The following is a 19551-nucleotide window of genomic DNA, read 5'->3' on the forward strand; positions in this document are numbered from 1 at the left end:
TTAGATCCCTTCTTGCTTTAAAACGTTATAAGCGTTTAAATTGCGCTTCAGGTGCTGTCATACTGACTGCATTCACGCGGTAAATCGAAAAACTATTCTTCGCCGCGCCTGGTTGGGAGTATTTCCCGCTAAAATTGTTTAAATATACCGCTGTATCATCCCCAGGGATTGGCACAAAAATTTAACGTTACAACACCACATCCACAGGCAGTATGATTTATGACCCATCAATTAAGATCGCGCGATATCATCGCTCTGGGCTTTATGACATTTGCGTTGTTCGTCGGCGCAGGTAACATCATTTTCCCTCCAATGGTCGGCTTGCAGGCAGGCGAACACGTCTGGACTGCGGCATTCGGCTTCCTCATTACTGCCGTTGGCCTGCCGGTATTAACGGTAGTGGCGCTGGCGAAAGTTGGCGGTGGTGTTGACAGCCTCAGCACGCCAATTGGTAAAGTCGCTGGCGTACTGCTGGCAACGGTTTGCTACCTGGCTGTAGGGCCGTTGTTCGCCACGCCGCGTACAGCCACCGTCTCCTTTGAAGTGGGCATTGCGCCCCTGACGGGTGACTCCGCGCTGCCGCTGTTTATCTACAGCCTGGTTTATTTCGCTATCGTTATTCTGGTTTCGCTCTATCCGGGCAAACTGCTGGATACCGTCGGTAACTTCCTGGCACCGCTGAAAATTATCGCGCTGGTCATCCTGTCTGTTGCGGCAATTGTCTGGCCAGCGGGCTCTATCAGCACGGCGACTGAGGCTTATCATAACGCCGCGTTTTCTAACGGCTTCGTTAATGGCTATCTGACCATGGATACGCTGGGCGCGATGGTGTTTGGTATCGTTATTGTTAATGCGGCGCGTTCTCGCGGCGTTACCGAAGCGCGTCTGCTGACCCGTTATACCGTCTGGGCTGGCCTGATGGCGGGTGTCGGTCTGACTCTGCTGTACCTGGCGCTGTTCCGTCTGGGTTCAGACAGCGCGTCGCTGGTCGATCAGTCTGCAAACGGTGCGGCTATTCTGCATGCCTACGTTCAGCACACCTTTGGCGGCGGCGGTAGCTTCCTGCTGGCGGCGTTAATCTTTATCGCCTGCCTGGTCACGGCGGTTGGCCTGACCTGTGCTTGTGCAGAATTCTTTGCTCAGTACGTACCGCTCTCCTATCGTACGCTGGTGTTCATCCTCGGCGGCTTCTCGATGGTGGTGTCTAACCTCGGCTTGAGCCAGCTGATTCAGATCTCCGTACCGGTGCTGACCGCTATTTATCCTCCGTGTATCGCACTGGTTGTATTAAGTTTTACACGCTCATGGTGGCATAATTCGTCCCGCGTGATTGCTCCGCCGATGTTTATCAGCCTGCTTTTTGGTATTCTCGACGGGATCAAAGCATCTGCATTCAGCGATATCTTACCGTTCTGGGCGCAGCGTTTACCGCTGGCCGAACAAGGTCTTGCGTGGTTAATGCCAACAGTGGTGATGGTGGTTCTGGCCATTATTTGGGATCGCGCGGCAGGTCGTCAGGTGACCTCCAGCGCTCACTAAATCACTGAATATTTGTTTTAACCACGGGGCTGCGATGCCCCGTGGTTTTTTATTGTGTTGATGGGTTAGGAATTGATGGAAAGTAAGAACAAGCTAAAGCGTGGGCTAAGTACCCGACACATACGCTTTATGGCACTGGGTTCAGCAATTGGCACCGGGTTGTTTTACGGTTCGGCAGACGCCATCAAAATGGCCGGTCCGAGCGTGTTGTTGGCCTATATTATCGGTGGTATCGCGGCGTATATCATTATGCGTGCGCTGGGGGAAATGTCGGTACATAACCCGGCAGCCAGCTCTTTCTCGCGCTATGCGCAGGAAAACCTCGGTCCACTGGCAGGTTATATCACTGGCTGGACCTACTGCTTTGAAATCCTTATTGTCGCCATCGCCGATGTGACCGCTTTCGGTATCTATATGGGCGTCTGGTTCCCGACGGTGCCGCACTGGATTTGGGTACTGAGCGTGGTGCTGATCATTTGCGCCGTAAACCTGATGAGCGTGAAAGTATTTGGTGAGCTTGAGTTCTGGTTCTCGTTCTTTAAAGTCGCCACCATCATCATCATGATTGTCGCCGGTTTCGGCATCATCATCTGGGGGATTGGCAACGGCGGGCAACCGACCGGTATCCATAATCTTTGGAGCAACGGCGGCTTCTTCAGTAACGGCTGGCTTGGCATGGTGATGTCGCTGCAAATGGTAATGTTTGCTTACGGTGGGATCGAAATTATCGGGATTACCGCTGGGGAAGCGAAAGATCCGGAAAAATCGATTCCGCGTGCGATTAACTCCGTGCCGATGCGTATTCTGGTGTTCTACGTCGGTACGCTGTTCGTCATTATGTCTATCTATCCGTGGAATCAGGTTGGCACTGCCGGTAGCCCGTTCGTGCTGACGTTCCAGCATATGGGCATTACCTTTGCCGCCAGCATTCTTAACTTTGTTGTGCTGACCGCTTCGCTGTCAGCAATTAACAGTGACGTATTTGGCGTAGGTCGTATGCTTCACGGCATGGCAGAGCAGGGTAGCGCGCCGAAAATTTTCAGCAAAACCTCGCGTCGCGGTATTCCGTGGGTCACGGTGCTGGTGATGACTACCGCGCTATTGTTTGCGGTATATCTGAACTACATCATGCCGGAAAATGTCTTCCTGGTGATCGCTTCGCTAGCAACCTTCGCCACGGTGTGGGTATGGATTATGATCCTGCTGTCGCAAATTGCTTTCCGTCGCCGTTTGCCGCCAGAAGAAGTGAAGGCACTGAAATTTAAAGTACCAGGTGGGGTAGCAACGACCATCGGCGGTTTGATTTTCCTGCTCTTTATTATCGGATTGATTGGTTATCATCCGGACACACGTATCTCGCTGTACGTTGGTTTCGCGTGGATTGTTCTGCTGTTGATTGGCTGGATGTTTAAACGCCGCCACGATCGTCAGCTGGCTGAAAATCACTAATCACTGCGTTCTGTAAGCCGGATCAAGGCAAGCCCTGATCCGGCTATTCCGAAAGTTATCCGCCCCCATCCTCCTCCCCCAAATATCCTTCAGATGATGAGTGATCCTGCATTAGGCTATGGCAAGGTGATCAGATTTTCATCACAGGGGAATTATGATGTTAAATGCATGGCACCTGCCGGTGCCCCCATTTGTTAAACAAAGCAAAGATCAACTACTCATTACACTGTGGCTGACAGGCGAAGACCCACCGCAGCGGATTATGCTACGTACAGAAAACGATAACGAAGAAACGTCAGTACCGATGCATAAGCAGCGCAGTCAGCCCCAGCCTGGTGTCACGGCATGGCGGGCGGCCATCGATATTTCCATTGGGCAACCCCGGCGGCGCTATAGCTTCAAATTATTGTGGCACGATCGCCAGCGTTGGTTTACACCGCAGGGCTTCAGTCGAATGCCGCCAGCGCGACTGGAGCAGTTTGCCGTCGATGTACCGGACATCGGGCCACAATGGGCGGCAGATCAGGTTTTTTATCAGATCTTTCCTGATCGTTTCGCCCGTAGTCTTCCTCGTGAAGCTGAACAGGATCATGTTTATTACCATCACGCAGCCGGACAAGAGATCATATTGCGTGACTGGGATGAACCGGTCACGGCGCAGGCGGGCGGATCAACGTTCTATGGCGGCGATCTGGACGGTATCAGCGAAAAACTGCCGTATCTGAAAAAACTTGGCGTGACGGCGCTGTATCTTAATCCGGTGTTTAAAGCTCCCAGCGTACATAAATACGATACCGAGGATTATCGCCATGTCGATCCGCAGTTTGGCGGCGATGGGGCGTTGCTGCGTTTACGAAACAATACACAGCAGATGGGAATGCGGCTGGTGCTGGACGGCGTGTTTAACCACAGTGGCGATTCCCATGCCTGGTTTGACAGGCACAATCGTGGCACGGGGGGAGCTTGTCACAACCCCGAATCGCCCTGGCGCGACTGGTACTCGTTTAGTGATGATGGCACGGCGCTCGACTGGCTGGGCTATGCCAGCTTGCCGAAGCTGGATTATCAGTCGGAAAGTCTGGTGAATGAAATTTATCGCGGGGAAGACAGCATTGTCCGCCATTGGCTGAAAGCACCATGGAATATGGACGGCTGGCGGCTGGATGTGGTGCATATGCTGGGGGAAGCGGGTGGGGCGCGCAATAATTTGCAGCACGTTGCTGGGATCACCGAAGCGGCGAAAGAAACTCAGCCGGAAGCGTATATTGTCGGAGAGCATTTTGGCGATGCACGGCAATGGTTACAGGCCGATGTGGAAGATGCCGCCATGAACTATCGCGGCTTCACATTCCCGTTGTGGGGATTTCTTGCCAACACCGATATCTCTTATGATCCGCAGCAAATTGACGCCCAAACCTGTATGGCCTGGATGGATAATTACCGCGCAGGGCTTTCTCATCAACAGCAATTACGTATGTTTAATCAGCTCGATAGCCACGATACTGCGCGATTTAAAACTCTGCTCGGTCGGGATATTGCGCGCCTGCCGCTGGCGGTGGTCTGGTTGTTCACCTGGCCTGGTGTACCGTGCATTTATTACGGTGATGAAGTGGGACTGGATGGTAAAAACGATCCGTTTTGCCGTAAACCGTTCCCCTGGCAGGTGGAAAAGCAGGATACGGCGTTATTCGCGCTGTACCAGCGAATGATTGCGCTGCGTAAGAAAAGTCAGGCGCTGCGTCGTGGCGGCTGTCAGGTGCTATATGCGGAAGATAACGTGGTGGTATTTGGCCGCGTGCTGAATCAGCAGCGTGTACTGGTAGCTATCAACCGTGGCGAAGCCTGTGAAGTGGTGCTACCCGCGTCGCCGTTACTCAATGTCGCGCAATGGCAACGCAAGGAGGGGCATGGGCAACTGACGGACGGGATTCTGGCTTTGTCTGCCATTTCGGCTACGGTGTGGATGAATTAACCTCTTATAACGCCTTGCGTGACGCCTGCGCCATCATCCGCGGATAAAACTGCCAGAAGCGGGTTTCGAGAGCATCGTAATGGGCGTCTAAATCGTACCAAGAGTCACGCAGGGCATCCAGACGTGGGCGACGGCTTGCCATGCCGTTTAACACGTTCTGGATGAAATCCATATCGCGATAGCGAACCAGCCATTGCTCAGACCATAAGTAGTTGTTCAGATTGATAAAGCGTGGCGGTGAGTCTGGAAGAATAGTCATCACTTGCTCCCGGGCATAACAGGTAAATTCCTGTAGCGGAAAGTCCGGTGATAGCTGCGACCAGTGGCGTGAAAGAAAGTGATCCCATATGACATCCAGCGTAATAGGCGCAACGCGGCGGGTTTCACGACGAAACCACTCCCTTGCTTCGCGGACTTCCGGCAGATTATCGGTCAGTACGTCGATACGGCGATGCATATGAATGCCAGCCACGACGTCGGGCGGAAAATTTTCTTCAGGATTTCCGCGTACGAAATCAGCCAGTAAATTGCCGGAAAGCGAGCTTTCCGCGAGATGGGCTAGATGCAGGTGAGCTAAAAAATTCATCGATTATATTCTATCCAAAGGGGGGTAAAGGTTGCAGGGAGAGCGCCCCGGCACTAGACTACCCGCCTCTTATTTTAGTCTGAGTCAGTGTCATGCGCGTTACCGATTTCTCCTTTGAATTGCCCGAATCCCTGATTGCCCACTATCCAATGCCTGAACGCAGTAGCTGTCGTTTACTGTCGCTGGACGGGCCGACGGGCGCGCTGACGCACGGTACTTTCACCGATTTACTCGATAAGCTCAACCCCGGCGATCTTCTGGTTTTTAATAATACCCGCGTGATCCCGGCGCGCCTGTTTGGGCGTAAAGCCAGCGGCGGCAAGATTGAAGTGCTGGTTGAGCGTATGCTCGACGACAAACGCATTCTTGCGCATATTCGCGCCTCGAAAGCGCCAAAACCGGGCGCAGAGCTGCTGCTGGGCGATGACGAAAGTATCAACGCAACAATGACCGCTCGCCACGGCGCACTGTTTGAAGTCGAATTTAATGATGATCGTTCTGTACTGGATATCCTCAACAGCATCGGCCACATGCCACTGCCGCCGTACATCGACCGTCCGGACGAAGATGCAGACCGCGAACTTTATCAAACAGTTTATAGTGAAAAACCGGGCGCGGTAGCGGCCCCGACTGCCGGGCTGCATTTTGACGAACCTTTGCTGGAAAAATTGCGCGCCAAAGGCGTGGAGATGGCGTTCGTAACTCTGCACGTTGGTGCGGGTACTTTCCAGCCGGTGCGCGTCGACACCATTGAAGATCACATCATGCACTCAGAATACGCTGAAGTGCCGCAGGATGTGGTAGACGCGGTACTGGCAGCAAAAGCACGCGGTAATCGGGTGATTGCGGTTGGCACCACCTCGGTACGTTCGCTGGAAAGCGCGGCCCAGGCGGCGAAAAACGATCTCATCGAACCGTTCTTTGACGATACCCAAATCTTTATCTATCCGGGCTTCCAGTACAAAGTGGTCGATGCGCTGGTGACGAACTTCCACCTTCCTGAATCGACGCTGATTATGCTGGTTTCGGCATTTGCCGGCTATCAACACACTATGAACGCCTATAAAGCGGCGGTAGAAGAGAAATATCGCTTTTTTAGTTACGGTGATGCGATGTTTATCACGTACAATCCGCAGGCAATTAATGAGCGCGTCGGGGAGTAATTCCGCGGCGCTGGTTTAAACGTTGGACTGTTTTTCTGACGTAGTGGAGAAAAAATGAAATTTGAACTGGACACCACCGACGGTCGCGCACGCCGTGGCCGCCTGGTCTTTGATCGTGGCGTAGTGGAAACGCCTTGCTTTATGCCTGTTGGCACCTACGGCACCGTAAAAGGGATGACGCCGGAAGAAGTTGAAGCCACTGGCGCACAAATTATTCTCGGTAACACTTTCCACCTGTGGCTGCGCCCGGGTCAGGAAATCATGAAACTGCATGGCGATCTGCACGATTTTATGCAGTGGAAAGGCCCTATCCTTACCGACTCCGGCGGCTTCCAGGTCTTCAGCCTTGGCGATATTCGTAAAATCACCGAACAGGGCGTTCACTTCCGTAACCCGATCAACGGCGACCCGATTTTCCTCGACCCGGAAAAGTCGATGGAGATTCAGTACGATCTTGGTTCAGATATCGTCATGATCTTTGATGAGTGTACGCCGTATCCTGCTGACTGGGATTACGCAAAACGCTCGATGGAGATGTCTCTGCGTTGGGCGAAGCGTAGCCGTGAGCGTTTTGATAGTCTCGGTAACAAAAATGCGCTGTTTGGTATCATTCAGGGCAGCGTTTACGAAGATTTACGTGATATTTCTGTTAAAGGTCTGGTAGATATCGGTTTTGATGGCTACGCTGTCGGCGGTCTGGCTGTGGGTGAGCCGAAAGCAGATATGCACCGCATTCTGGAGCATGTGTGTCCGCAAATTCCGGCAGACAAACCGCGTTACCTGATGGGCGTTGGTAAACCGGAAGATCTGGTTGAAGGCGTACGTCGCGGTATCGATATGTTTGACTGCGTAATGCCAACCCGCAACGCCCGAAATGGTCATCTGTTCGTGACCGATGGCGTGGTGAAAATCCGCAATGCGAAGTATAAGAGCGATACTGGCCCACTCGATCCTGAGTGTGATTGCTACACCTGTCGCAATTATTCACGCGCTTACTTGCATCATCTCGACCGTTGCAACGAAATATTAGGCGCGCGACTCAATACCATTCATAACCTTCGTTACTACCAGCGTTTGATGGCGGGTTTACGCAAGGCTATTGAAGAGGGTAAATTAGAGAGCTTCGTAACTGATTTTTACCAGCGTCAGGGGCGAGAAGTACCACCTTTGAACGTTGATTAATATTAATAATGAGGGAAATTTAATGAGCTTTTTTATTTCTGATGCGGTAGCGGCAACGGGTGCACCGGCGCAAGGTAGCCCGATGTCTTTGATTTTGATGCTGGTGGTATTCGGTCTGATTTTCTATTTCATGATCCTGCGTCCACAGCAGAAGCGCACCAAAGAACACAAAAAGCTGATGGACTCCATTGCCAAAGGTGATGAAGTTCTGACGAACGGTGGCCTGGTCGGTCGCGTAACCAAAGTAGCAGAAAACGGCTACATTGCTATCGCACTGAATGACACCACTGAAGTAGTTATTAAACGTGACTTCGTAGCTGCCGTTCTGCCGAAAGGCACCATGAAGGCGCTGTAATTAAAATTTTTCCCTAAGGGAATTGCCGTGTTAAACCGTTATCCTTTGTGGAAGTACGTCATGCTGATCGTGGTGATTGTCATCGGTCTGCTGTATGCACTTCCCAACCTGTTTGGTGAGGATCCGGCTGTTCAGATCACTGGCGCGCGCGGAGTCGCCGCCAGTGAGCAAACGCTGATCCAGGTCCAGAAAACGTTACAAGAAGAAAAAATAACTGCTAAGTCTGTGGCACTGGAAGAGGGCGCTATTCTTGCGCGCTTCGACTCCACTGACACCCAACTGCGCGCTCGTGAAGCATTAATGGGCGTTATGGGTGACAAATACGTCGTGGCGCTTAACCTTGCCCCGGCAACGCCGCGCTGGCTGGCAGCTATTCACGCTGAGCCGATGAAGCTCGGCCTTGACCTGCGTGGCGGCGTTCACTTCCTGATGGAAGTGGATATGGACACCGCGCTTGGCAAACTCCAGGAACAAAACATCGATAGCCTGCGCAGCGACCTGCGCGAAAAGGGCATCCCGTATACCACCGTTCGTAAAGAAAACAACTACGGCCTGAGCATCACTTTCCGCGATGCTAAAGCTCGTGATGAAGCCATTGCGTATCTGAGCAAGCGTCATCCGGACCTGGTGATTAGCAGCCAGGGCAGCAATCAGCTGCGTGCGGTAATGAGCGATGCTCGCCTGAGTGAAGCGCGTGAATATGCGGTGCAACAGAACATCAACATCCTGCGTAACCGTGTAAACCAGCTTGGCGTGGCGGAGCCGGTGGTTCAGCGTCAGGGTGCTGACCGTATCGTTGTTGAGCTGCCTGGTATCCAGGACACCGCACGAGCGAAAGAGATTCTGGGTGCAACGGCAACGTTGGAATTCCGTCTGGTAAACACCAACGTTGACCAGGCCGCTGCTGCGTCTGGACGCGTACCGGGCGACTCTGAAGTGAAACAGACCCGCGAAGGTCAGCCTGTTGTGCTGTACAAACGTGTAATTCTGACCGGTGACCATATCACTGACTCCACTTCCAGCCAGGACGAATACAACCAACCGCAGGTTAACATCTCGCTCGATAGCGCTGGTGGTAACATCATGTCGAACTTCACCAAGGACAACATCGGCAAACCGATGGCGACCCTATTTGTGGAGTACAAAGACAGCGGCAAGAAAGATGCTAACGGTCGTGCGGTTCTGGTGAAACAGGAAGAGGTGATTAACATCGCTAACATCCAGTCTCGTCTGGGTAACAGCTTCCGTATCACCGGTATTAACAACCCGAACGAAGCCCGTCAGCTTTCACTTTTGCTGCGTGCCGGTGCGTTGATCGCGCCAATTCAGATTGTTGAAGAACGTACCATTGGCCCGACTCTGGGTATGCAGAACATTGAACAGGGGCTGGAGGCTTGCCTTGCCGGTCTGCTGGTTTCTATTCTGTTTATGATCATCTTCTATAAGAAGTTTGGTCTGATTGCGACCAGTGCTCTGATTGCCAACTTGATCTTGATCGTCGGCATTATGTCGTTGTTGCCAGGCGCAACGCTGAGTATGCCGGGTATCGCGGGTATCGTCTTAACCCTTGCGGTGGCGGTCGATGCGAACGTACTGATCAACGAACGTATTAAAGAAGAGTTAAGCAACGGGCGTACTGTTCAGCAGGCAATTGATGAAGGTTATCGTGGCGCGTTCAGTTCCATCTTCGATGCGAACATCACCACGCTGATTAAAGTCATCATCCTGTACGCAGTGGGTACCGGGGCAATTAAAGGGTTCGCGATTACTACCGGTATCGGTGTGGCGACGTCGATGTTTACCGCGATTGTCGGTACGCGTGCCATCGTAAACCTGCTATATGGCGGCAAGCGCGTCAAGAAGCTGTCAATCTGAGGAGTGCGATGTGGCACAGGAATATACTGTTGAACAACTAAACCACGGCCGTAAAGTCTATGACTTTATGCGCTGGGACTACTGGGCTTTCGGCATCTCTGGTCTGCTGTTAATCGCCGCTATCGTTATTATGGGCGTGCGCGGCTTTAACTGGGGGCTGGATTTCACCGGTGGTACGGTTATCGAAATTACGCTCGAAAAACCGGCTGAAATCGATGTGATGCGTGATGCATTGCAGAAAGCGGGCTTTGAAGAGCCGATGCTGCAAAACTTTGGTAGCAGCCACGACATCATGGTCCGTATGCCGCCTGCTGAAGGCGAAACCGGCGGTCAGGTGCTGGGCAGCCAGGTTCTGAAGGTGATTAACGAATCCACCAATCAGAATGCGGCAGTGAAGCGTATTGAGTTCGTCGGTCCGAGCGTGGGGGCAGACCTTGCGCAAACCGGTGCGATGGCGTTGATGGCGGCGCTGCTGTCTATCCTCGTGTATGTAGGTTTCCGCTTTGAGTGGCGACTGGCGGCAGGGGTTGTTATTGCGCTGGCGCACGACGTTATCATTACGCTGGGTATTTTGTCGTTATTCCATATCGAGATTGACCTGACCATTGTGGCATCGTTGATGTCGGTTATCGGTTACTCGCTTAACGACAGTATCGTGGTATCGGACCGTATTCGTGAAAACTTCCGCAAGATCCGTCGCGGTACGCCTTACGAAATCTTTAACGTGTCCTTGACCCAGACGCTGCACCGTACCTTGATCACATCCGGTACTACCTTGATGGTTATCCTGATGCTGTACCTCTTCGGTGGTCCGGTACTGGAAGGCTTCTCGCTGACCATGCTTATCGGTGTTTCCATCGGTACTGCATCTTCCATCTACGTAGCATCGGCGCTGGCTTTGAAACTGGGTATGAAGCGCGAACACATGCTGCAACAGAAAGTGGAAAAAGAAGGGGCGGATCAGCCGTCAATTCTGCCTTAAGGGTGTTTTAAATCCGTTCATTTAAAAAACCGTGGCGTATTTGCGCTGCGGTTTTTTTTCGATAGTTGATTAGTTTACTGAATACAGCTTTGGTTGTAGAAAGAGTTCTGACATATACTTTGTATTAATAGTTAATACATGGAGATCGCTTATGCGCAAAATTACCTCAGTAAGCGTTGGCGAACAATTAGATAGTTTTATTACCCGGATGGTCCAGTCTGGTCGTTATGGCTCGGCCAGTGAAGTGATGCGTTCAGCGCTTCGTCTATTGGAACAACAAGAATCCAGGGATGAAGCTGTCAGAAATGCAGTTATTGAAGGTCTTGAGAGTGGTGAAAGTTCGATGACGCTTCGTGATATCGCAGCAGAAAGGAAGCAAAAACATCGTGTATAAGCTTAGCGGAAAAGCTGTTGAAGATTTCAGAGGGATCTATGACTACACGCTGGGAAAGTTTGGTGAGGAGCAGGCGGATCGCTATACCGACTCTCTCGGCATTTTTTTGGATACACTCTCTCAAATGCCCGAGATTGGTCAAGACTATGATGCGATTCCAGAGGTAAAGAAGATCGCATTTAGGTTTCACACTGTTTATTACGTTATAAGAGTCGATGACATTCTCATTGCGCGCATTCTTCATCAGCTGATGGAACCTCGCCGTCACTGGTAATGTGAGAATTTCTTGACTCAGGATTGCGAAAATCCCCGCATCTTGGGAAACTGCGCGTAACCCTACATTTCATCCAGGTAACTTTTCATGGCTATAATCCCAAAAAACTATGCGCGGTTAGAAAGCGGCTATCGCGAAAAAGCGTTAAAACTCTATCCGTGGGTCTGCGGTCGCTGTTCCCGCGAGTTTGTCTATTCCAACCTGCGTGAACTTACTGTTCACCACATTGATCACGACCATACCAATAACCCGGAAGATGGCAGTAACTGGGAATTGCTTTGTCTCTATTGCCACGATCATGAGCATTCGAAATATACCGAAGCAGATCGGTATGGTACGACCGTTATCGCAGGGGAAGATGCGCAGAAAGATGTCGGTGAAGCGAAGTACAACCCATTCGCTGATTTAAAAGCGATGATGAATAAGAAGAAGTGATTAAAACGCAAAATTGCCTGATGCGCTACGCTTATCAGGCCTACGTAATCTCAGCAATGTATTGAATTTACGTGTTTTTGTAGGCCGGATAAGGCGTTTACGCCGCATCCGGCATGAACAAAGCGCACGTTGTTAACAATCTGAAATGCCGGATACAAGATCCGGCATTTCAGTCATCAGAAGTTGTAACCTACTACCAGGTAACCACCCCAGCCGGTAGAGCGAACGTTGAAGTTGCCGTTGCCGAAGTTCAGTTCTGCATCGTCGTTCCACTGACCACCGTCGTGCCAGTAACGAGCTACGACAGAGTAGTGCCAGTGATCGTAGTTCAGAGCCAGAATATGGCTGGAAGCGATGGAGTTATTGGTACGGGTCTTAATACCGTTGATTGCGTTACCGCTGTCATCCCCTAAATCGGAACCCCAGTCGAAGTTGGTGAAGCCGATGTAGCTCAGCTGACCACCCCACAGATCGGTAATCGGCACAAAGTATTTAATTTTGAAACGGTAACCGTCCCACTCGTTTTCATTCGCTGCGCCATAGTTCTGCCACTGGTATTTTGCATAGACGTTCATGGACAGGCTCATCGGCAGGCCAGTATCGATATCGGTACCCAGACCCATGTACCAGGTGCTCTGGCGACCATCTTTATTACGACCCATGTCGTAAATGTAGTTGTTCGCGAAGTACCACTCTTTGAACGGACCAAAGCTAAGGTCAGTATTGGTCAGCTTGTCGATGGAGAAACGTGGTTCGATTTCCATAAACAGCGGGGAACCGTGGTTCCAGATACCTTTTGCATCGGAGTTACCGCCGAAGAATACCGGCGCATCCGCATACCCATAGAAGTCGAACCAGTCTTTTTTAGCGAATGCTTCGTACTCAAGGTAGGTATCGTTGCGGATCTGCGGTCCGAAACGGGTGTGATAGCTTCCGACAACGTTAACGCTCTGGTGCCACCAGTCGGAAAGATACTGCGGTTTGTCGTTTTCAGCTGCGTTAACAGTAAAAGACGAAGAGAGCGCCAGTACCGCACCGGCTGCCAGTAATGTTTTTTTCATATGTATGCCACTGTTTGAAAATCCCTTGCGGGAGTGAAAAAGGCGCAAATTGCGTTTCTAAATATTTCGTATACAGAGGAGCCTATTATAAAAATCATTGCTCACAAAAATATGTTTCGTTTCACAGTTCTATCATTTACGTAATCGATTGCGTTCACGTTTACACACATTCGGGCGGGGATTGTACTGACTTTCACCCTTGTTGCAAACTTTTACTATCAATCTGGGTGATGTAAGCAGAGTAACAAAATGACGGGGAAAGATGTTGCGGGACGCACAAAACGCCCCGCGATACGTTTACTGCATAACAGGTTGAATGTCGTGGATACGTACAAAGCCTAACTGATCCGCAGAAATACCCTTTAACTGTAACGGAATATCAACATCGCTGGGGGCGAGGACGCTGGCAGGGGCGTTAATCAATTGATTCTGCACATTGATTTCCTGAAAGTTGTCTATTGTTCCCTGAATTTGCCCATATTCAACAGTTCCGCTGAATGCGGGCAAGGGATCATTCGACTCGCCCTGAATACGTAGCGTCAGGGTGGTGCCATCTGTATCAGGCGTAATATTCACCAGCGACATACGTAAAGTACCGATCTGGCTTTCCAGTCTTGCTGGTGTTTTCGCTCCAGGCAGAAGGTAAACCCCACTGCTGGATTTTGCATTCAGCCTGTTTTGCTGAGTGATTTTGACCGTTTCTTTATTGAGTTGCGTCATCTCCTGGTTCAGTGTGCTGACGCTGTGTTTCATCTGCCGCACTTCGCTTTGCTGCACACAGGCGCTAAGGCTGAACAGGCTTCCCAGCAGGAGCAGTCGAAAAACGTTTGTATTCATAGGTCGTCCCTTTCTTATCGCAATAAGCCTAATGGTAGAGGGTAAAAGCAGCGAAAGCATCGATCCTTTATCTCAAAAGCGTTGCGCCTTTGTTGTATCGTCAGTTCAGGGTAAAATAGATTTCTGTTAACCACCTGGTCAGGACGCCGTATGCATTGCCCATTCTGTTTCGCCGTGGACACTAAGGTAATTGACTCTCGTCTCGTAGGCGAGGGCTCATCCGTACGCCGCCGTCGGCAGTGTCTGGTGTGTAATGAACGTTTCACCACCTTTGAAGTGGCGGAGCTGGTTATGCCACGTGTTGTAAAAAGCAATGACGTGCGTGAACCGTTTAATGAAGAGAAATTACGTAGCGGAATGCTGCGGGCGCTGGAAAAACGTCCGGTGAGTTCCGATGACGTCGAAATGGCAATCAATCATATTAAATCGCAGCTGCGCGCCACCGGTGAGCGTGAAGTGCCGAGCAAGATGATTGGCAATTTGGTGATGGAGCAATTGAAAAAGCTCGATAAAGTCGCCTATATCCGTTTTGCCTCTGTCTATCGCAGTTTCGAAGATATCAAAGAATTTGGCGAAGAGATCGCGCGCCTGGAGGACTAAGCCGTGCAGGACGAGTATTACATGGCGCGGGCGCTTAAGCTGGCGCAACGAGGACGTTTTACCACTCATCCCAACCCGAATGTCGGGTGCGTCATTGTAAAAGATGGCGAAATCGTCGGTGAAGGTTACCATCAGCGAGCGGGTGAACCGCATGCCGAGGTACATGCGTTGCGCATGGCTGGCGAAAAAGCCAAAGGTGCCACGGCGTATGTCACACTCGAACCTTGTAGTCATCATGGTCGTACGCCGCCGTGTTGCGATGCGTTGATTGCTGCGGGTGTCACGCGCGTGGTTGCCGCGATGCAGGATCCTAACCCGCAGGTCGCTGGGCGTGGACTTTATCGTTTGCAACAGGCTGGCATTGACGTCAGCCACGGCCTGATGATGAGTGAAGCCGAGCAATTGAATAAAGGCTTTCTCAAGCGCATGCGCACCGGCTTTCCTTATATCCAGTTAAAACTTGGCGCGTCGCTAGATGGCCGCACAGCGATGGCGAGCGGTGAGAGCCAGTGGATCACGTCTCCTCAGGCGCGACGCGATGTACAACGTCTGCGTGCGCAAAGTCATGCCATTTTAACCAGCAGCGCAACAGTCATGGCGGACGATCCAGCCTTAACGGTGCGTTGGTCTGAACTGGACGAACAAACTCAGGCGCTCTATCCGCAACAAAATCTCCGCCAGCCAGTACGTATTGTGATTGATAGCCAAAATCGCGTGACGCCGGAACATCGCATTGTGCAGCAGCCCGGCGAAACCTGGTTCGCGCGTACGCAGGAAGATTCTCGTGAGTGGCCGGAAACGGTACGTACCTTGCTGATTCCAGAGCATAAAGGTCATCTGGATCTGGTTGTACTGATGATGCAACTGGGTAAACAGCAGATTAACAGCATCTGGGTGGAAGCGGGGCCAACGCTCGCTGGCGCATTGCTACAGGCGGGTTTAGTCGATGAGCTGATTGTCTATATCGCACCTAAACTATTAGGCAACGACGCCCGTGGATTATGCACGCTGCCAGGACTTGAGAAATTAGCCGACGTCCCCCAATTTAAATTCAAAGAGATACGTCATGTAGGCCCGGATGTTTGCCTGCATTTAGTGGGTGCATGATCTCCCGGCTCGAAAGGGAAGCAGCGCACGAAATATTATGCTAAAATCCGCCCCCCTGCGGGGCCATACTCGAACCCGAAGGAAGAAAATGAACATTATTGAAGCTAACGTTGCTACCCCGGACGCTCGCGTCGCCATCACCATCGCGCGTTTCAACAACTTTATCAATGACAGCCTGCTGGAAGGTGCAATTGACGCACTGAAACGTATCGGTCAGGTAAAAGATGAAAACATTACCGTTGTTTGGGTGCCTGGTGCCTATGAGCTGCCGCTGGCGGCGGGTGCACTGGCTAAAACCGGTAAATATGACGCGGTGATTGCGCTGGGTACGGTTATTCGTGGTGGCACTGCCCACTTTGAATATGTCGCTGGTGGTGCAAGCAACGGCCTGGCGCATGTTGCCCAGGACAGCGAAATTCCGGTTGCTTTTGGTGTTCTGACCACTGAAAGCATTGAACAAGCGATCGAACGTGCTGGCACCAAAGCTGGCAACAAAGGTGCAGAAGCTGCACTGACCGCGCTTGAAATGATTAATGTATTGAAAGCCATCAAGGCCTGAAATTAGTAAGGGGAAATCCGTGAAACCTGCTGCTCGTCGCCGCGCTCGTGAGTGTGCCGTCCAGGCGCTCTACTCCTGGCAGTTGTCCCAGAACGACATCGCTGATGTTGAATACCAGTTCCTGGCTGAACAGGATGTAAAAGATGTTGACGTCCTGTACTTCCGTGAGCTGCTGGCCGGGGTGGCGACTAACACCGCATACCTCGACGGACTGATGAAGCCATACCTGTCCCGCCTGCTGGAAGAACTGGGCCAGGTAGAAAAAGCTGTACTGCGCATTGCGCTGTACGAGCTGTCTAAACGTAGCGATGTGCCATACAAAGTGGCCATTAACGAAGCGATCGAACTGGCAAAATCGTTCGGCGCAGAAGACAGCCATAAGTTCGTCAACGGCGTACTCGATAAAGCAGCACCTGTGATTCGCCCTAACAAAAAGTGATATCCAGGCCGGTAGATTCACGGAAGACCGTTCCGCGATCGCCGGCCTTTTCTTTTTTACCTGCTGAGGCATAACGTATGGCATGTGGCGAGTTCTCCCTGATTGCCCGTTATTTTGACCGTGTAAGAAGTTCTCGTCTTGATGTCGAACTGGGCATTGGCGACGATTGCGCACTTCTCAATATCCCCGAGAAACAGACCCTGGCGATCAGCACTGATACGCTGGTGGCGGGCAACCATTTCCTCCCTGATATCGATCCTGCGGATCTGGCGTATAAAGCACTGGCGGTGAACCTAAGCGATCTGGCAGCGATGGGGGCCGATCCGGCCTGGCTAACGCTGGCATTAACCTTACCGGACGTCGATGAAGCGTGGCTTGAGTCCTTCAGCGACAGTTTGTTTGATCTTCTCAATTATTACGATATGCAACTTATTGGCGGCGATACCACGCGTGGGCCATTATCAATGACGTTGGGTATCCACGGCTTTGTTCCGATGGGACGAGCCTTAACGCGCTCTGGGGCGAAACCGGGTGACTGGATCTATGTGACCGGTACACCGGGCGATAGCGCCGCCGGGCTGGCGATATTGCAAAACCGTTTGCAGGTTGCCGATGCTAAAGATGCGGACTACTTGATCAAACGTCATCTCCGTCCGTCGCCGCGTATTTTACAGGGACAGGCTTTGCGTGATCTGGCAAATTCAGCTATCGATCTCTCTGACGGTCTGATTTCCGATCTCGGGCATATCGTGAAAGCCAGCGACTGCGGCGCACGTATTGACCTGGCATTGCTGCCGTTTTCTGATGCGCTTTCTCGCCATGTTGAGCCGGAACAGGCGCTGCGCTGGGCGCTCTCTGGCGGTGAAGATTACGAGTTGTGTTTCACTGTGCCAGAGCTTAACCGTGGCGCGCTGGATGTGGCTCTCGGACATCTGGGCGTACCGTTTACCTGTATCGGGCAAATGACTGCCGATATCGAAGGGCTTTGTTTTATTCGTGACGGCGAACCTGTCACATTTGACTGGAAAGGATATGACCATTTTGCCACGCCATAAAGATGTCGCGAAAAGTCGCCTTAAGCTGAGTAATCCGTGGCATCTGCTTGCTGTTGGATTTGGTAGTGGATTAAGCCCAATTGTTCCAGGCACGATGGGGTCGCTGGCGGCGATTCCGTTCTGGTATCTGATGACCTTTTTGCCCTGGCAGCTCTATTCGCTGGTAGTCATGCTGGGGATCTGTATCGGCGTCTATCTTTGTCATCAAACGGCGAAAGACATGGGCGTGCACGATCACGGCAGCATTGTCTGGGACGAATTTATTGGTATGTGGATCACGCTCATGGCGCTGCCGACCAATGACTGGCAGTGGGTTGCCGCCGGGTTTGTGATTTTCCGTATTCTGGATATGTGGAAACCGTGGCCGATCCGCTGGTTTGACCGCAATGTACATGGCGGCATGGGGATCATGATAGATGATATTGTCGCCGGGGTGATCTCCGCTGGCATCCTGTATTTTATCGGTCATCATTGGCCGCTGGGTATTCTGTCGTAGCTGTGCACCGATGCCTGATGTGACGCTTGTCACGTCTCATCAGGCCTGGATTCCTATTTAAAACCTACCACCGGATGCGGCTTATACGGCGTTTCCAGCTCGGCAATCTGTTCCGGCTTTAAAGTGATATCTACCGCGTTCAGCAATTCATCAAGTTGTTCTTCCCGCGAAGTACCAATAATCGGCGCGGCAATGCCAGGTTTGCTCAACAACCATGCCAGCGCGACTTGTGCTCGCGTTGCCCCCAGTTCTTCACTGACGCCCGTTAAGCGTTCTGCAATCTGCGCGTCATTTTCATCGCTTTCTTGGTAGAGATTTTTCCCCACTTCATCCGACACCAGCCGCGCGGTGGTTTCTCCCCACGGACGCGTCAGACGTCCCCGCGCCAGCGGACTCCACGGAATCACCGCCACGCCTTCCTGATAACACAGCGGCAGCATCTCTCGTTCTTCTTCGCGATAAATCAGATTGTAGTGATCTTGCATACTGACAAACTGCGCCCAGCCGTGCTGTTTTTGCAGTTCCAGCGCCTGAGCAAACTGCGAGGCGTGCATGGATGACGCGCCGATATAACGCGCTTTCCCGGCTTTTACCACGTCGTTCAGGGCTTCCAGCGTCTCTTCGATCGGCGTGTTGTAATCCCAGCGATGAATTTGCAGGATATCGACATAATCCATGCCGAGACGTCGCAAGCTGTCGTCAATAGAGCGCAAAATTTGCGCACGGGATAATCCTTCCGGCAAATCACCAACGCGATGGAACACTTTAGTTGCAACGACCACGTCTTCACGACGGGCAAAGTCCCGCAGTGCACGACCGACGATCTCTTCGCTGCTGCCGTCAGAATAACTATTGGCGGTATCAAAGAAATTTATGCCGCCTTCCAGCGCGCGTTTAATGATGGGACGGCTGCTCTCTTCGGGCAGTGTCCATGCGTGATTACCGCGATCCGGCTCACCAAAGGTCATACAGCCGAGGCAAAGTCGGGAAATGCGAAGGTCGGTTTTTCCTAAGGGGTTGTATTGCATGCTGCCACTCCTGCCATACTCGTCATACTTCAAGTTGCATGTGCTGCGGCTGCATTCGTTCACCCCAGTCACTTACTTATGTAAGCTCCTGGGGCTTCACTCGTTTGCCGCCTTCCTGCAACTCGAATTATTTAGAGTCTATGAATAATTTCTTAAGCATAGC

Annotated in this window: 21 protein-coding genes; 17 read left to right on the forward strand and 4 right to left on the reverse strand. The window is 51.7% G+C overall.

Annotated elements, in window-relative coordinates; translation table 11 throughout:
- Nucleotides 1-219 precede the first annotated feature (219 nt).
- From brnQ to malZ, 3 genes are all read left to right on the forward strand, one after another.
- On the forward strand, nt 220-1539 hold the full coding sequence (gene brnQ / locus ATB02_RS01145) for a branched-chain amino acid transporter carrier protein BrnQ (RefSeq protein WP_105270957.1): 1320 nt from the start codon (nt 220-222) through the stop codon (nt 1537-1539).
- Between the two features lie 75 nt (nt 1540-1614).
- Nucleotides 1615-2988 (forward strand): proline-specific permease ProY, encoded by a 1374-nt coding sequence (gene proY / locus ATB02_RS01150; RefSeq protein ID WP_001353407.1) that lies wholly within the window; start codon nt 1615-1617, stop codon nt 2986-2988.
- 154 nt (nt 2989-3142) lie between these two features.
- Entirely contained in the window at nt 3143-4960 is a 1818-nt protein-coding gene (gene malZ, locus ATB02_RS01155; protein WP_123059817.1) for a maltodextrin glucosidase, read from the forward strand.
- A 4-nt stretch (nt 4961-4964) separates the two neighbouring features.
- On the opposite strand, the gene acpH is transcribed toward malZ, so the two are convergent.
- The gene (gene acpH, locus ATB02_RS01160) at nt 4965-5546 is read right to left on the reverse strand and encodes an ACP phosphodiesterase (RefSeq protein ID WP_105270959.1); all 582 of its coding nucleotides are present in this window, start codon (nt 5544-5546) and stop codon (nt 4965-4967) included.
- Between the two features lie 92 nt (nt 5547-5638).
- Between acpH and queA the strand changes: the two genes are divergently transcribed.
- The 8 genes from queA (at nt 5639) to yajD (ending at nt 12206) form a co-directional block, all read left to right on the forward strand.
- Complete coding sequence (queA, locus tag ATB02_RS01165; protein WP_001266492.1) at nt 5639-6709, forward strand: tRNA preQ1(34) S-adenosylmethionine ribosyltransferase-isomerase QueA; 1071 nt, start codon at nt 5639-5641, stop codon at nt 6707-6709.
- A 54-nt stretch (nt 6710-6763) separates the two neighbouring features.
- Entirely contained in the window at nt 6764-7891 is a 1128-nt protein-coding gene (gene tgt / locus ATB02_RS01170) for a tRNA guanosine(34) transglycosylase Tgt (protein WP_000667319.1), read from the forward strand.
- A 22-nt stretch (nt 7892-7913) separates the two neighbouring features.
- Nucleotides 7914-8246: a preprotein translocase subunit YajC gene (yajC, locus tag ATB02_RS01175; protein ID WP_000007629.1), complete on the forward strand. Its 333-nt coding sequence runs from the start codon at nt 7914-7916 to the stop codon at nt 8244-8246.
- 27 nt (nt 8247-8273) lie between these two features.
- Nucleotides 8274-10121 carry a protein translocase subunit SecD gene (gene secD, locus ATB02_RS01180; protein WP_000934822.1) on the forward strand — a complete coding sequence of 616 codons (1848 nt, stop codon included), beginning with the start codon at nt 8274-8276 and terminating at the stop codon, nt 10119-10121.
- A gap of 10 nt (nt 10122-10131) precedes the next feature.
- A complete protein-coding gene (gene secF / locus ATB02_RS01185) occupies nt 10132-11103 on the forward strand; it encodes a protein translocase subunit SecF (protein ID WP_000046637.1) in 972 nt (323 codons plus the stop codon).
- A 151-nt stretch (nt 11104-11254) separates the two neighbouring features.
- On the forward strand, nt 11255-11497 hold the full coding sequence (locus ATB02_RS01190) for a type II toxin-antitoxin system ParD family antitoxin (RefSeq protein ID WP_001226938.1): 243 nt from the start codon (nt 11255-11257) through the stop codon (nt 11495-11497).
- The gene (locus ATB02_RS01195; protein ID WP_000277485.1) at nt 11490-11771 is read left to right on the forward strand and encodes a type II toxin-antitoxin system RelE/ParE family toxin; all 282 of its coding nucleotides are present in this window, start codon (nt 11490-11492) and stop codon (nt 11769-11771) included. The genes ATB02_RS01190 and ATB02_RS01195 overlap by 8 nt, the downstream gene beginning before the upstream one ends.
- Before the next feature lie 87 nt (nt 11772-11858).
- A complete protein-coding gene (gene yajD / locus ATB02_RS01200) occupies nt 11859-12206 on the forward strand; it encodes an HNH nuclease YajD (protein WP_032183461.1) in 348 nt (115 codons plus the stop codon).
- A 176-nt stretch (nt 12207-12382) separates the two neighbouring features.
- Here yajD and tsx read toward each other — a convergent pair whose 3' ends face one another.
- Entirely contained in the window at nt 12383-13267 is an 885-nt protein-coding gene (gene tsx, locus ATB02_RS01205; RefSeq protein WP_001295328.1) for a nucleoside-specific channel-forming protein Tsx, read from the reverse strand.
- A gap of 297 nt (nt 13268-13564) precedes the next feature.
- Nucleotides 13565-14104: a DUF3251 domain-containing protein gene (locus ATB02_RS01210; RefSeq protein ID WP_105270960.1), complete on the reverse strand. Its 540-nt coding sequence runs from the start codon at nt 14102-14104 to the stop codon at nt 13565-13567.
- Between the two features lie 150 nt (nt 14105-14254).
- Between ATB02_RS01210 and nrdR the strand changes: the two genes are divergently transcribed.
- From nrdR to pgpA, 6 genes are all read left to right on the forward strand, one after another.
- Nucleotides 14255-14704, forward strand: coding sequence for a transcriptional regulator NrdR (nrdR, locus tag ATB02_RS01215; RefSeq protein ID WP_000543535.1), 450 nt, complete (start codon nt 14255-14257; stop codon nt 14702-14704).
- A gap of 3 nt (nt 14705-14707) precedes the next feature.
- Entirely contained in the window at nt 14708-15811 is a 1104-nt protein-coding gene (gene ribD, locus ATB02_RS01220; RefSeq protein WP_105270961.1) for a bifunctional diaminohydroxyphosphoribosylaminopyrimidine deaminase/5-amino-6-(5-phosphoribosylamino)uracil reductase RibD, read from the forward strand.
- Between the two features lie 88 nt (nt 15812-15899).
- The gene (gene ribH, locus ATB02_RS01225; protein ID WP_001021161.1) at nt 15900-16370 is read left to right on the forward strand and encodes a 6,7-dimethyl-8-ribityllumazine synthase; all 471 of its coding nucleotides are present in this window, start codon (nt 15900-15902) and stop codon (nt 16368-16370) included.
- A 19-nt stretch (nt 16371-16389) separates the two neighbouring features.
- Nucleotides 16390-16809: a transcription antitermination factor NusB gene (gene nusB, locus ATB02_RS01230; protein ID WP_000801125.1), complete on the forward strand. Its 420-nt coding sequence runs from the start codon at nt 16390-16392 to the stop codon at nt 16807-16809.
- 77 nt (nt 16810-16886) lie between these two features.
- A complete protein-coding gene (thiL, locus tag ATB02_RS01235; RefSeq protein ID WP_000742107.1) occupies nt 16887-17864 on the forward strand; it encodes a thiamine-phosphate kinase in 978 nt (325 codons plus the stop codon).
- Nucleotides 17842-18360, forward strand: a complete 519-nt coding sequence (gene pgpA, locus ATB02_RS01240; protein ID WP_032183470.1) for a phosphatidylglycerophosphatase A — start codon at nt 17842-17844, stop codon at nt 18358-18360. The genes thiL and pgpA overlap by 23 nt, the downstream gene beginning before the upstream one ends.
- A gap of 53 nt (nt 18361-18413) precedes the next feature.
- Here pgpA and yajO read toward each other — a convergent pair whose 3' ends face one another.
- Nucleotides 18414-19388, reverse strand: a complete 975-nt coding sequence (gene yajO, locus ATB02_RS01245) for a 1-deoxyxylulose-5-phosphate synthase YajO (RefSeq protein ID WP_001199777.1) — start codon at nt 19386-19388, stop codon at nt 18414-18416.
- Between the last annotated feature and the right edge of the window lie 163 nt (nt 19389-19551).

The organism is Escherichia sp. MOD1-EC5189 (assembly GCF_002966045.1).
Lineage (GTDB): Bacteria > Pseudomonadota > Gammaproteobacteria > Enterobacterales > Enterobacteriaceae > Escherichia > Escherichia coli_F.